Annotated in this window: 13 protein-coding genes; 6 read left to right on the forward strand and 7 right to left on the reverse strand. The window is 62.5% G+C overall.

Annotated features, from left to right (window positions below; all coding sequences use genetic code 11):
* The first annotated feature begins 32 nt into the window (after positions 1 to 32).
* The 6 genes from BT173_RS08050 (at position 33) to BT173_RS08075 (ending at position 7,454) form a co-directional block, all read left to right on the forward strand.
* Positions 33 to 1,016, forward strand: coding sequence for a carbohydrate ABC transporter permease (locus BT173_RS08050; RefSeq protein ID WP_084658336.1), 984 nt, complete (start codon positions 33 to 35; stop codon positions 1,014 to 1,016).
* Positions 1,017 to 1,018: 2 nt separating this feature from the next.
* Positions 1,019 to 1,852: a carbohydrate ABC transporter permease gene (locus tag BT173_RS08055; RefSeq protein WP_072428121.1), complete on the forward strand. Its 834-nt coding sequence runs from the start codon at positions 1,019 to 1,021 to the stop codon at positions 1,850 to 1,852.
* Between the two features lie 98 nt (positions 1,853 to 1,950).
* The gene (locus BT173_RS08060; RefSeq protein WP_072428122.1) at positions 1,951 to 3,267 is read left to right on the forward strand and encodes a GH1 family beta-glucosidase; all 1,317 of its coding nucleotides are present in this window, start codon (positions 1,951 to 1,953) and stop codon (positions 3,265 to 3,267) included.
* 16 nt (positions 3,268 to 3,283) lie between these two features.
* Positions 3,284 to 4,375 carry an ABC transporter ATP-binding protein gene (locus BT173_RS08065; protein ID WP_072428123.1) on the forward strand — a complete coding sequence of 364 codons (1,092 nt, stop codon included), beginning with the start codon at positions 3,284 to 3,286 and terminating at the stop codon, positions 4,373 to 4,375.
* Between the two features lie 140 nt (positions 4,376 to 4,515).
* A complete protein-coding gene (locus BT173_RS08070) occupies positions 4,516 to 5,784 on the forward strand; it encodes a carbohydrate porin (protein WP_072428124.1) in 1,269 nt (422 codons plus the stop codon).
* Positions 5,785 to 6,491: 707 nt separating this feature from the next.
* The gene (locus tag BT173_RS08075) at positions 6,492 to 7,454 is read left to right on the forward strand and encodes a carbohydrate porin (RefSeq protein WP_072428125.1); all 963 of its coding nucleotides are present in this window, start codon (positions 6,492 to 6,494) and stop codon (positions 7,452 to 7,454) included.
* 162 nt (positions 7,455 to 7,616) lie between these two features.
* On the opposite strand, the gene BT173_RS08080 is transcribed toward BT173_RS08075, so the two are convergent.
* The 7 genes from BT173_RS08080 to BT173_RS08110 form a co-directional block, all read right to left on the reverse strand.
* A complete protein-coding gene (locus tag BT173_RS08080) occupies positions 7,617 to 8,108 on the reverse strand; it encodes a phosphatidylglycerophosphatase A family protein (protein WP_072428175.1) in 492 nt (163 codons plus the stop codon).
* Between the two features lie 5 nt (positions 8,109 to 8,113).
* Positions 8,114 to 9,067, reverse strand: coding sequence for a thiamine-phosphate kinase (thiL, locus tag BT173_RS08085; RefSeq protein WP_072428174.1), 954 nt, complete (start codon positions 9,065 to 9,067; stop codon positions 8,114 to 8,116).
* 25 nt (positions 9,068 to 9,092) lie between these two features.
* Entirely contained in the window at positions 9,093 to 9,575 is a 483-nt protein-coding gene (gene nusB, locus BT173_RS08090) for a transcription antitermination factor NusB (RefSeq protein ID WP_072428126.1), read from the reverse strand.
* Between the two features lie 72 nt (positions 9,576 to 9,647).
* Complete coding sequence (ribH, locus tag BT173_RS08095; protein WP_072428127.1) at positions 9,648 to 10,133, reverse strand: 6,7-dimethyl-8-ribityllumazine synthase; 486 nt, start codon at positions 10,131 to 10,133, stop codon at positions 9,648 to 9,650.
* A gap of 103 nt (positions 10,134 to 10,236) precedes the next feature.
* Positions 10,237 to 11,325: a bifunctional 3,4-dihydroxy-2-butanone-4-phosphate synthase/GTP cyclohydrolase II gene (gene ribBA / locus BT173_RS08100; RefSeq protein WP_072428128.1), complete on the reverse strand. Its 1,089-nt coding sequence runs from the start codon at positions 11,323 to 11,325 to the stop codon at positions 10,237 to 10,239.
* Positions 11,326 to 11,352: 27 nt separating this feature from the next.
* Positions 11,353 to 11,997: a riboflavin synthase gene (locus tag BT173_RS08105; RefSeq protein ID WP_072428129.1), complete on the reverse strand. Its 645-nt coding sequence runs from the start codon at positions 11,995 to 11,997 to the stop codon at positions 11,353 to 11,355.
* A gap of 49 nt (positions 11,998 to 12,046) precedes the next feature.
* The gene (locus BT173_RS08110; protein WP_072428130.1) at positions 12,047 to 12,811 is read right to left on the reverse strand and encodes a class I SAM-dependent methyltransferase; all 765 of its coding nucleotides are present in this window, start codon (positions 12,809 to 12,811) and stop codon (positions 12,047 to 12,049) included.

Consider the following 12,811-nt stretch of genomic DNA (forward strand, 5'->3'; position numbering starts at 1 on the left):
AGCCTGAAATCCTGCCGTAATGAGCGATTGCCATGTCCTTGTCCGACCCTTCCACGCTGGCGCTAGAGAGCACCATGGATAAAGCCGCCCCCCGCCGCCGCAAGCTGCGCCCCTGGGACTGGGCACCTTATGTGTTCATCAGCCCCTTCTTTATTCTGTTCGCGGTGTTCGGCGTGTTTCCCATGCTGTTCTCCATCTATCTGTCCTTCCATACCTGGGATCCGGCCGCCGGCCTGAGCGCCATGCGCTGGGTGGGCATAGAGAACTACACCTTCACGCTGACCGACGACTGGTTCCAGAAGTCGGTGTTCAACACCGCCTGGATCGCCGTGGTGGCCGGCGCGCCCCAGCATCTGATCGCCATTCCGCTGGCCTTCTTCCTGCATACCGCTTTCGGGCGCTGGCGTAATGCCGTGGTGGGCTTTTACTTCCTGCCCTTCATCACCTCCTCGGTGGCGATTGCGCTGGTGTTCACCACCCTGTTCTCGCGTGACTATGGCGTGATCAACCAGGTACTGACCCAGCTCGGTCAGCTGCCAGTGCTCGAGTGGATCTTCCCGCAACAAAAGATCGATTGGGGCCAGCCCGAATACACGAAGTGGATGATTTCCTTCGTGGTGTTCTGGCGTTATGTGGGCTGGAACACGGTGCTGTATCTGGCCGCCATGCAGACCATCCCCAAGGACCTGTACGAGGCCGCCACCATGGACGGCGCGGGCAAGCTGCAGCAGTTCTGGCATATCACCGTACCCATGCTCAAGCCGATGATGTTCTTCGCCATCACGCTGACCATCATTGGCAATCTGCAGCTGTTCGAGGAGCCCTTCATCATCACCGGCGGCACCGGCGGCATCGACCAGGCCGGCAAGACCGCGGCCATGCATATGTATAACACCGCCTTCATGGACGGCGACTTCGGTACCGCCTCGGCCGTGGCCTGGCTGCTGTTTATCGCAATTGCCCTGTTGACCTGGGTGAACAACAAGATCTTCGCCAAGAGCGGCATGAAGGACTGAGCATGAAAGCCAAACTCAACCCCGCTTACCTGAGCGCCTACGCCATCGTACTGGGCGGCGCCGTCATCATGCTGATGCCGTTCTGGTTCATGTTCGTGTTTGCCACCCATAGCGATACCGACATCCTCAGCGTGCCGCCGCCGATGTGGTTCGGCGATGCCTTCCTCGACAATATGCGTCTACTGCTCGGCCGCCTGCCTTACTTCTGGCACAACCTGGGCATGAGCTTCTACGTGGCCATCGCCACCACCGTGCTCAATCTGTTCTTCTGCAGCCTGGCCGGTTACGCATTTGCCATGTTCGAGTTCAAGTACAAGGAATACCTGTTCGCTGGCGTGCTAAGCACCATGCTGCTGCCCGCCTTCCTGGGCATGATTCCCTCGGTGCTGATCATGACTGGGCTGGGCTGGATGAACGAACCGCGTGCGCTGATCGTACCGGCCGCCTGCGGCGCGATGGGCGTGTTCATGATGCGCCAGTTCATCGGCTCGGCCATTCCCAAGGAATTGCTCGAGGCCGCACGCATCGATGGCTGCGGCGAGTTCGGCATCTATTGGCGCATCGTGGTCCCCTTGATCACGCCGGCCTTCGGCACCCTGGGGCTGATCACCTTTATCGGCGCGTGGAACAACTTCATGGGCCCCTTGGTGATCATGAACGATATGCAGATGTACACCGTGCCCTTGGCGCTGCGTTCGCTGTCCGGCACCGGCCAGGTGCCCTGGGGCGCCATCTCGGCCGGTTCGGCCGTGGCGGTGCTGCCGCTGCTGGTGCTGTTCGTCATCACTTCGCGCCGCCTGATCGAAGGCCTGACCGCCGGCGCCGTGAAAGCCTGACCCCCTATTCACGGGCAGCCCGGCTGCCCTAGCCCAAACCCGGCAGCACGGCTGCCAAGCCAAACCGATGCGGGCCACAGGCCCAGGAGATACGTAGCATGAGCAACACCCGCTTTCCCACCCACTTCCTCTGGGGCGTCGCCACCAGCGCCTTCCAGATTGAAGGCGCCGGCCAAGAGGACGGCCGCGGCGCCTCGATCTGGGACACCTTCTGTGCGACCCCGGGCAAGATCATTGACGGCAGCCATGGCCTGGTCGCCTGCGATCACTACCACCGCTATGCCGAGGATGTGGCGCTGATCGCCAGCCTCGGTTGCAAGGCCTACCGCTTCTCGATGGCCTGGCCACGCGTGCAGCCGTTGGGCGAAGGCGCCTGGAATGAAGCCGGTTTCGCCTTCTACGAGCGCCTGCTTGACGAGCTGGACAAGCACGGTCTGGAAGCCCATCTGACCCTCTATCACTGGGACCTACCGCAAGCCCTGCAGGACAAGGGCGGCTGGCTGAGCCGGCTGACCTGCGAGCGCTTTGCCGACTACGCCGCCGAAGTCGCGCGTCGCTTTGGCTCACGGGTGAAAACGATTGCAACCCATAACGAACCCTGGTGTACCGCCCAGCTCGGCCACGGCAATGGCCAGTTCGCGCCCGGCTATGCCAGCACCGCCATGGCCGCCCAGGTCTCGCACCATCTGCTGCTCTCACATGGCCTGGCCCTGCAGGCGATGCGCGCGGTCGGCTGCCAGGCCCAGCTCGGTATCGTGCTCAATCAGGCGCCGTCCTATCCCGCCACCGACAAGCCGGCCGATGCCGAAAAAGCCGCGCTCGACTACGACCTGTATGTGAGCTGGTATATGGACCCGCTGTTCTACGGCCGCTATCCGGCACGCGCACTGCAGCATCTGGGCCATCTTGCGCCGCGCGTGCTTGAAAACGATTTCGACATTATCAAGCAGCCTCTCGACTTCCTCGGCATCAACTACTACACGCGTGGCTGGGCCAGCACCGATGAGCCGCCGATTCCCGCCCCCTGCAAGCTGGGCGTCAACGATATGGGCTGGGAAATCTATCCGGAGGGTCTGACCGACCTCTTGCTGATGCTCAAGCGCGATTACCCGCTACCGCCGGTCTACATCACCGAAAACGGCATGGCGAACGCCGACAGCCTGAGCGGCGATGGCGCGGTGCACGACCCAGAGCGGATCGAATACCTGCGCCTGCACTTCGAAGCCATGCAAGCCGCCATCGCCCAAGGCGTGGATCTGCGCGGCTATTTCCTGTGGAGCCTGCTCGACAACTTCGAGTGGAACTCCGGCTATGCCAAGCGTTTCGGCATCGTCTACGTCGACTACGCCAGCCAGCAGCGCACGCTGAAAGACAGTGCGCACTGGTATCGCGAATTCATCACCAGCCGCGGCTGAACTGGGAGACAGAGCAATGGCCCATCTTTCCCTGCGCAATCTGAGCAAGCGCTACGACAACAATCCGCCCGTGATCGAGAACCTGAACCTGGATATCCACGACGGGGAATTCATGGTCTTTGTCGGCCCGTCCGGCTGCGGCAAATCCACGCTGATGCGCATGATCGCTGGCCTGGAAGAAATCAGCGCCGGTGAGCTACATATCGGCGGCGAGCTGGCCAATGACACGCCACCGGCCGAACGCGGCGTGGCCATGGTGTTCCAGAGCTATGCGCTCTACCCGCATATGACGGTGGGCGAAAACATGGGCTTCGCACTCAAGCTGGCCGGCAAATCCAAGCAGGAAGTCGCCCAGGCAGTCGGCCGCGCAGCCGAGATCCTGCAGATCTCGCATCTGCTCGAGCGCAAGCCGAAGGCGCTATCAGGCGGCCAGCGCCAACGCGTGGCCATCGGCCGCGCCATCGTGCGCAAGCCCAAGGTCTTCCTGTTCGACGAACCGCTGTCCAACCTCGATGCCTCGCTGCGCGTGCAGATGCGCATCGAGCTGTCCAAGCTGCACAAGGAACTGGGCACCACCATGATCTACGTGACCCATGACCAGGTGGAGGCGATGACCCTCGGTGACCGCATCGCCGTGTTCAACCAGGGCCGTATGGAACAGCTGGGCGCGCCGCTCGAGCTGTATGAGCGCCCGGCCAACCAGTTCGTGGCTGGCTTCCTGGGCTCGCCCAAGATGAACTTCGTGCCCTGCCAGCTCAAGGATGCCAGCAGCAGCGAGATCACCCTGAGCGTGGCCGGCGACAACCGGCTGGTGCTGCCCAGCAGCCACACGATTGCCGCGCGCGGCGATATCACCCTGGGCGTGCGCCCCGAGCATCTGCACATCGTGCCGCTCGAGCAGGGCTTCCGCGCACGCGTCGATCTGCTTGAACACCTGGGTGATGCCGAGATCGTCTACCTGGAACTGGCCGGCAGCGAGCAGCCGATTGCCATCAAATTGCCCAGCGGCGGCCACGGCCTCAAGCAGGGCGACCTGGTCGGCCTGCGCCCCGATGCTGCACGCGCCGTGCTGTTCGGCAAGCAGGGCCAGGCCATCCGACTGCAATAAGCCCTCGCTAGCGCAGCCAACCGTCGCCGCAAGGGGCGAGCTGCGCATAGAGATGACAACGATTTCATAACCGGTGCCGTGCGGCACCACAGCCCTACCCCGCCCTGTGCGGGTTTCCAAAACCAAGAAGGAGACACACGATGCAAAGCAAGCTCAAACACTGCCTGGCCGCCCTGATGCTGGCCGGCCTGGTCAGCCCGGTACTGGCCGATGACAGCAGCCTGGAATTTCACGGCTATATGCGTGCTGGCGTAGGCGTCAACACCAAGGGTGGTGGTCAGGTCTGCTTCAATATGAATGGCGTGTCGCACTGGCGTCTGGGCAATGAGTGCGATTACACGATCGAACCGACCTTTATCTACAACGCTGCCAAGAGCCCCGAGTACGGCAACTGGAAAATCACCTTCATGCCTTCGGTGTACCGCGCCTATGGCCAGGGTGAACTGGGTGGCGAGGTGAAGGATGCCGGCGGCAATGTGGTGGGCAACTTCAATGGCACCGACGAGCTGGTGACCCGCTTCGGCCAGGTTTTCATCAGCAGCGAGAAGATTCCGGCACTGGGCAATGGCGGTGTGTGGGCCGGTCGGCGCTTCTACGACCGCGTGCAACTGGGTATCAACGACCACTTCCTGGAAAACCACGACAGCGATGGCGCCGGTATCGAGAATGTGGAAGTGGGCGCGGCCAAGTTCAGCTATGCCTTCCTGATGAACCCGCGCACCGGCACCACCAGCGCCAACGAGCAGGCTTACGAGCACGCCTTCCGCATCACCGACATTCCGACCTTCGGTAAGGATCATGCGCTGGACATCTACTTCGGCCGCAGCGATCTATCCTCCAGCGAGAACCAGACCACGGGCGCAGCCAAGAAGGAAGGCGATGCCACCACCCGCCTAGGCCTATACCACAAGAGCAATGGCCTGATTGGCAATGGCGGCACACTGATCGGCTTCCGCGTGCAAACCAATGATGCGGCCCGCAATGCCTTTGTCGCCTTCCAGCAAACCGGCTCCTTCGGCGCCACGGCCTGGGACTTCATCACCGAGTTCCACCGTAACACCGACAAGGTCACCGACAAGAGTACCAAGATCTTCACGCTGGGCGGCCGTACCGACACCCATATCGCCGGCCCATTCCGCTTCCTGGCAGAGCTTGGCCACGACAATGTGAAGGCCGACGGCCAGGATGCCGCCAATCTGACCAAGCTGACCCTGGCTACCGCCGTCTCAGCCGGCAAGGATGCTGGCTCGCGCCCCACCGTACGCTTCTTTGTCACCCATGCACGCTGGAACGATGAGGCCAAGGCCTATCTGTCCTCCAGCTGGGTCAGCGGCCCGCGCTTTGCCAGCGTGTTCGGCAATGCCAAGAGCGGCACCTCGGTGGGTGCCCAGGCCGAAGCCTGGTGGTAAGCACTTAGCCCGTCAGGGCAGCATGACTTCACTCCTCTCCAAAAGAGGTTCGCGGTGTGGCGTAAGCCACGCCGCTTTTTTTTGTTGCACACATACATCAATGCAGCAGAGTACTGGAATCAAGAAAATATACACGTGTACATTTATAGCCATTCAACGCTAAGCGGCTGTTTCCACAGTCGATTGATGAGCGGAACACGATTAGACCGCAGACTATTTACTTACTTTGAACTTACTCAGTTCTTACTTTTATTTGACATTTAACTTACTCAAATCTGACAATCCGCTCGCACTCAAGCTAAGACCGGTCTGCAATCGGTCAGAAGCGCACCCACCATCACATCCAGGCCAACCTGGAGGAGACAAGTCAGATGATCAGCAGCACCCGCCCTGCGCCCTCCTAGCGCTTTTTTTTGCAGCGCCATCCAAAGCGCTTTGAAAAACCACTGAACACGCGCAGACCCTGACCAGCCAACGCTTTGCGCACGCTGGCGGAACACTGTTTTTTGTTGACCCTGGCGGTCGACGGGGACCGGCTACGCCTGAAAAAGCCAGGCCGGCAGATTGCACCACCTCATGGAGACCTAAAGCCCAGACACACCCTGCCGTACCCGCCCTCGTCCCGCCATCCGGCAGCGCGAGGCAAGCCCTTGGCCAGCTGGCCATGGCCCTGAACTCAGCCCAAATAAAACCCAAGTGGAGACACCATGAACTACGCCGTACGCAGCAGCATCCTCGCCATCAGCGCCGCCCTCGCCACCCTGCCCGCCCTGGCACTGGACCTGAATGCCAATATCGAATTCGACACCAACTATGTGAGCACCGAGAAGGGCAATACCGCCTATGTGGGCGCCCCGGCACGCGGTGCCACGCAAAACGGCCGTGTGGAACTGAATGCGCTGGCCAAGGGCATCAATGGCGACGGCTTCGTGGCCGCCAAGGCCAGCTTCCTGGCCAAGCGCGATAGCGATGTCGCTGACGACGATCTGTGGGTGCAGTTCGGTACCAGCACCGCCGACCTCAAGCTCGGCCGCTTCGAAGCCGCCGACCTGTTCCCGCTCGGTCGCGACACCATCGTGCCCTTCGCCGGCTTCGATGCCTATCGTGCCCACTTGCTGCGTGGCCGTACCGGTGCCGATGTGCTGCAAGCCGCGCTGACCGTGAACGCCAGCGAAGCGGTGTCCTTTGAGCTCGGCCTGGTTGAGCGTAGCGCTGATGCCGGTACCGCCCAGGTCACCAAGGGTCTGCGCCCGGTGGTAACGGTCAAGTTTGGCGATTTCAGCGTACGTGCTGGTGTGGAAGCGCTGAAGTTTGAAAGCTTCAATGGCGGCAATACCGAGAGCGTGAACCGCACCGGTGCCGCGCTGACGGGTAGCTACTACCTGAGCAATGGCAGCCTGAACCTGAACGTGGCGCAAGGTAAGAACGCGGCCGACGACAAGACCACCACCGTGGGCCTGACCGGCGTGATCGGCGCGCTGGGCGGCGGCGTGATCAGCGGTAAGGCTGGCGATGCCAAGGTGAACACCGTTTACGTGACCTACGCCCTGCCGCTGATGGGTGTGAAGAACGCCACCATCACGCCGGCCCTGGCCTTCAGCCAAGGCAGCGGCAGCAATACCGCCGAAGATGTGACCGCTCTGCGCGTGCGCATCAACTACGGCTTCTAAAGCTATCGTGGGCAGGCGTAAGCCAGCCCCGCCCGCCAGCAGCGCCGGCGGGCTAGATCACTCCTTATGCGCGGCCTGGGGCACACCGCCCCGACCGCGCTTTTTTGCGTGCCTAGGCATGGGGGTGTTAGGGAGGAAGCGCTATGTATTGCGGACAGGCATTCAGCCTAGCCAGGGCAGGATCAGGTAGAGCAGACCCGCGGCCGGCAAGGCGGCCAGCGCATCGTCGAGCATCACGCCAAAGCCGCCCTTGATACGCGCGTCGAACCAACTGATCGGCCAGGGCTTACTGATATCGAACAGGCGGAAAAGCGCAAAGGCGGCTGCCAGCGCCAGCGGCGCCGTACCGGCCATGGCCAGCAGCGGCAACATGGCCACGATCTCGTCCCAGACGATGGCGCCATGATCGGACACCCCGAGCGCCTTGCCAGTCTTATCGCAGGCCCAGATACCAAGCAGGAACAGCGGTATCGCAAGCAGGGCAATCTGCATCGGGCTCAGCCACAGACTGAGCAGCAGATAAAAGGGAATCGCGGCAAGCGAGCCGAAGGTGCCGGGCGCCTTGGGCGCGAGGCCGCTGCCAAAACCCAGCGAGAGGAAATGGGCCGGATGGGAGAGCAGCAGTTTGCAATCAACTTGGCGTTGGGCGGGCATGATGGTCAAGCAAAGTGATTAAAGCCAGTTTGCGCGAGGGCCAACGGCTGACCGACCGCATCGAGCACCTGCACGCCCTGCCCGGCCGCCATGCTGCCCACCCGGCACAAGGGCAGCTTGAGCTCGCTGGCCAATGCCTGCACAGCAGCGCGCTGTGCGGGGGCAGCAGTAAAGCACAGCTCGTAATCATCGCCACCGGCCAGCAGGCAGACATCGAAGTCCGGCAGCGCCAGCACCTCGTCGCTCAGCGCGGGTTGGGGCAGATCCAGCAGATTCAAGGTAGCGGCCAAGCCGGAACGGCGCGCGATATGGGCAAGATCCGCCACCAGGCCGTCGGAGATATCGATGGCAGCCGAGGCAAGACCAAGCAGGCGGCGCCCCAAGGTTACGCGCGGCTGCGGCCGATCGAGACGCGCCGCGCAATAGGCAAGGTCGGCATCGGCCAGTTGCAGGCGGCCATAGCGATGACGCACCGCCATCGCGGCCGCGCCGGTCGGGCCGGACAGCCAGATATCGTCACCCGCCTGCGCGCCATCGCGGCGTAAGGCCAGGCCGGCTTCGACTTCGCCGATGATCTGGATCGCGATATTCAAGGGGCCGGCCGTGGTGTCGCCGCCAATCAGCGCCACGCCATATTGATCGGCCAGCGCGAACAGGCCTTCAGAGAACGGAGCGAGCCAAGCTGGGTCGGCCTTGGGCAAGGCAATGCACAGGGTGAACCAACGCGGCTGGGCGCCCATGGCGGCCATATCGGACAGATTGACCGCCAGCGCCTTCCAGCCCAGCGCATACGGGTCGGTATCAGCAAAGAAATGCCGCCCTTCGAGCAGCATATCGGCCGAAATGGCCAGCTGCCGGCCGGCAGACGGCGCCACCAGCGCCGCATCGTCGCCCACACCCAAAACGGCAGCGGGCGTGGCGCGGGTGAAATAGCGCCGGATCAGGTCGAATTCATCCAGCGCCATGGCCAGTGCTTCGCCCGTCTCAGCGACGTTTGTTGCGGGCGGCTTCCACTTCCGCGCCGCGTACTTCCAGCGCCAGCTTGTCCAGCACGCCGTTCACGAAGCGATGACCGTCAGTGCCACCAAAGGTCTTGGTGATCTCGATGGCCTCGTTGATGATCACCGCATACGGGGTTTCCGGCTTGCTGATCAGCTCGAAAGCCGCCACCAGCAAGGTCGCGCGCTCGACCGGGCTCACGTCGACCTCGTCACGGTCCAGATGCGGCACCAGGCGTTCCTTCAGGCTGCTCGCATCGCGCATCGCACCGTAGAAGATCTCGCGGAACAGGTTCTCATCCGCGCGGGCAAAGCTGGTGCTGCTATCGCGCAGAAAGCGTTCGATCTGGGTCACCGTATCGCCGGTCAGCTGCCATTGGTACAGGCCCTGCACGGCGAATTCACGCGCGCGGCGACGCGAGGATTTTTGCGGTGCCTTCTTGATGTCCTTGGCTTCTTCTTGGGTCATGCTGGTTCCAGTCAATGCGAAAGCGCGGCCAGGGCCGCGCCAGGGTGTTTCAGAGTAGGCCGGCTGGCCGTCTTACATCTTCAGTTGCGCACGCAGGTTCTGCTGCAAACGGGCCATTTCCACCGCCACGCGCGCCGCATCGCTGCCTTTTTCCTGCATGCGCACCAGAGCCTGGTCATCGTTCTCGGTGGTCAGGATCGCATTGGCGATCGGGATGCCGAAGTCGAGGCCGACCTGGGTCACGCCCGAACCCGACTCATTCGAGACCAACTCGAAGTGATAGGTCTCGCCACGGATGATGGCGCCCAGGGCGATCAGCGCATCGAACTTGCCCGACTTGGCCATGGTCTGCAGCACGAGCGGAATTTCCAGCGCGCCGGGCACGCTGGTCAGCAGCAGGTCGGCATCGGCCACGCCCAGGCGGGCCAGCTCATCGCGGCAGGCGGCCAGCAGGCCACCGCAGACATCGCTATTGAAGCGGGCGGTGACGATGCCGATACGCAGACCTGCGCCGTCGAAGTGGGATTCGATTTCCGGAATGGTGTCAAAACGGGGCATGGCAGACCTTGCTGGGCTAGCCGCCGCGCCAAACGCGGCCGCAGGCTAATTCGTTGAAAAAAGGGCGGAATTCTAGTGTTTTACCGCCTTGGGGTCAAAACAATCAGGCTTCCCGGAAGCCTGTCACCTCAAGACCGAAGCCGGTCATGCTCGGCATCTTGCGCGCCGGCGAGAGCAGTCTCATCTTGCCCACGCCCAAGGACTTCAGCATCTGGGCGCCTACGCCATAGGTGCGCAAGTCCCATTTCTGCGGGTTGTTCAGATTCAGCTCGGGCAGCGCACGCGCCAGCAGCTCTTCGCCGGTTTCCGGCCGGTGCAGCAGAATCAGCACACCTCGACCGGCCGCATTGATCGCCTCCAGGCTCTGGTAAATACCCCAGCTATGGCGGGTCTGGCCGGCATCCATCCAATCGATCACGCTGAGCGGTTCATGCACACGCACCAGCACCTCGTCCTGCGCGCTGAAGCTGCCCTTGACCAGGGCCAGATGGGTGACCTGGCTGCCCTGCTCGCGGAAGGCCGACAGCTGGAATTCACCCGCCGGCGTGGTGACCGTACGCTCGCCCATCTTTTCCACCAGCGATTCCGTACGGCTGCGGTACTGGATCAGGTCGGCAATGGTGCCGATCTTCAGGCCATGTTGCTCAGCAAACGGGATCAGCTCGGGCAGGCGCGCCATGGTACCGTCGTCATTCATCACTTCGCAGATCACCGAGGCAGGCAGGCAGCCGGCCATGCGCGCCAGATCGCAACCGGCTTCAGTGTGGCCGGCACGGGCCAGCACACCACCTTCGCGCGCCATCAGTGGAAAAATATGCCCAGGCTGCACGATATCGGCCGGCTTGGCGTGCGGGGCCACGGCGGCCAACACGGTACGCGCGCGGTCGGCCGCCGAAATGCCGGTGCTGACGCCCTCGGCCGCCTCGATGCTCAAGGTGAAGTTGGTGCCGTGCGAGGCGCCGTTCTTGCTCACCATCAGGGGCAGGTTCAGCTGCTTGCAGCGCGCTTCGGTCAGCGTCAGGCAGATCAGGCCGCGCGCATGCTTGGCCATGAAGTTGATTGCTTCCGGCGTCACATGCTCGGCAGCCATGACCAGGTCGCCTTCGTTCTCGCGGTCCTCGTCGTCCATCAGGACGATCATGCGGCCGGCGGCCAGTTCGGCGATCAGGTCAGGAATCGGGGAAATTTGCATGGTTTCAATCAGTCTTTCGGCAGGCGATCAGGCATTGCCCATACGCTTTTTCAGGGCTTCGAACGGTTCGGTCTCGGGCAGCATGCGCTCGAGATAGCGGGCGATCAGGTCGACTTCCAGATTGACCTTCTCGCCCACCTTCAGGTGTTTCAGATTGGTGACCTGCACGGTATGCGGAATCAGGTTCACCGACAGGATGCAGCGATCGGCCATGTCCTTGACCTGATTGGTGGTCAGCGACACGCCATTGATCACGATAGAGCCCTTGATGGCGATAAAGCGCGCCAGGGATTTGGGTGCCTGCACCACCAGCTGCCAGCTCTCGCCGATCTGGGCGAACTTCATCACCTCGCCCACCCCATCGACATGGCCCGAGACCAGGTGGCCATCCAGGCGGTCGCCAAAGCGCAGCGCCTTTTCCAGATTCATCTCGCGGCCCGGTTCTTCCAGGCCAACGGTGCAGCGCAGCGATTCGGCCGAGATATCGAACTTGAAGCTGTGCGGGCCCTTGTGCACGACGGTCATGCAGGCGCCATTCACAGCAATGCTGTCGCCCAGCTTCACATCGCTCATATCCAGCGTCTCGCTGGCAATCATCACGCGCAGGCCTTCGCCCTCCAAGGGTTGCACCGTGGCGATCTTGCCGGTGGCTTCGATAATGCCGGTAAACATGCGCTTCCTTTCGCGGGCCGGCGCCATAGGGGCGCCAGTCTATGGAGGTTCAATCGGCTGCCGGCTTGCGGCAGGCCTGCAATTTCAATGGCCAGCTGACCCGCAGGGCAGCGCCAGCCGCGGGCCAGACCGCTGCCAGCTGTTCGGCCACGGCCGGTAGCGGATCGTGGCCACGGTCTTCTTTATAGCGCTGGGTGGCCGACCAAGTGCCCAGATAACCGACCAGCGCAGCCAGATCCCACTCGAGGCTCATTTCTAGCGCTGGCGTAGCCAGGCGCGGATAAGGCAGTGCCAGGCCGGCGTAGCCCTGTTCTATCCAGCGCCGCTCAGGCGGCCAGTAGGGGCCGATGGTGTCGTGGTAGTACTTGCCAACAATTGCATCCACCGCTGGCGTGCAGCTGAAAACTTCATAACACCAGACCGCCAGCACGCCACCAGGCTTCAGCACACGCGCGGCTTCCTGCATAAAGGCCGGCAGGTCGAACCAGTGCAGCGCCTGCGCCACCGTGATCAGGTCGGCGCTGGCATCGGCCAGGCTGGCATGCTCGGCGGCTTCCTGCCGGTAGTCGATATTGGGGCGGTACAAGGCCTTTGCAAGCTGCTCGGCCGAGGGCTCACTGGCAATCACTTGCGCAAAGCGCTCGGCCAGCGCCGCGGCAGCCTGACCATTGCCGGTAGCCACATCCCAGGCCAGCGCGGTGTCGCTCACCTGCCCGGCCAGCCAGTCATACAGCACAGCGGGGTAATGGGGCCGGAACTGCGCATAGGCGCCCGCCTGCTGGCTGAAGTGATCTTTGAAAGCGGGTGTGGACAT

The organism is Chitinimonas taiwanensis DSM 18899 (genome assembly GCF_900119825.1).
GTDB lineage: Bacteria > Pseudomonadota > Gammaproteobacteria > Burkholderiales > Chitinimonadaceae > Chitinimonas > Chitinimonas taiwanensis.

Coding starts and splice junctions, on each gene's coding strand:
- BT173_RS08065 (WP_072428123.1), top strand. CDS start 3,284: ATGGCCCATCTTTCCCTGCGCAATCTGAGCAAGCGCTACGACAACAAT.
- BT173_RS08075 (WP_072428125.1), top strand. CDS start 6,492: ATGAACTACGCCGTACGCAGCAGCATCCTCGCCATCAGCGCCGCCCTC.
- BT173_RS08080 (WP_072428175.1), bottom strand. CDS start 8,108: ATGCCCGCCCAACGCCAAGTTGATTGCAAACTGCTGCTCTCCCATCCG.
- BT173_RS08110 (WP_072428130.1), bottom strand. CDS start 12,811: ATGTCCACACCCGCTTTCAAAGATCACTTCAGCCAGCAGGCGGGCGCC.
- ribH (WP_072428127.1), bottom strand. CDS start 10,133: ATGCCCCGTTTTGACACCATTCCGGAAATCGAATCCCACTTCGACGGC.
- BT173_RS08050 (WP_084658336.1), top strand. CDS start 33: ATGTCCTTGTCCGACCCTTCCACGCTGGCGCTAGAGAGCACCATGGAT.
- BT173_RS08055 (WP_072428121.1), top strand. CDS start 1,019: ATGAAAGCCAAACTCAACCCCGCTTACCTGAGCGCCTACGCCATCGTA.
- BT173_RS08105 (WP_072428129.1), bottom strand. CDS start 11,997: ATGTTTACCGGCATTATCGAAGCCACCGGCAAGATCGCCACGGTGCAA.
- BT173_RS08060 (WP_072428122.1), top strand. CDS start 1,951: ATGAGCAACACCCGCTTTCCCACCCACTTCCTCTGGGGCGTCGCCACC.
- ribBA (WP_072428128.1), bottom strand. CDS start 11,325: ATGCAAATTTCCCCGATTCCTGACCTGATCGCCGAACTGGCCGCCGGC.
- BT173_RS08070 (WP_072428124.1), top strand. CDS start 4,516: ATGCAAAGCAAGCTCAAACACTGCCTGGCCGCCCTGATGCTGGCCGGC.
- nusB (WP_072428126.1), bottom strand. CDS start 9,575: ATGACCCAAGAAGAAGCCAAGGACATCAAGAAGGCACCGCAAAAATCC.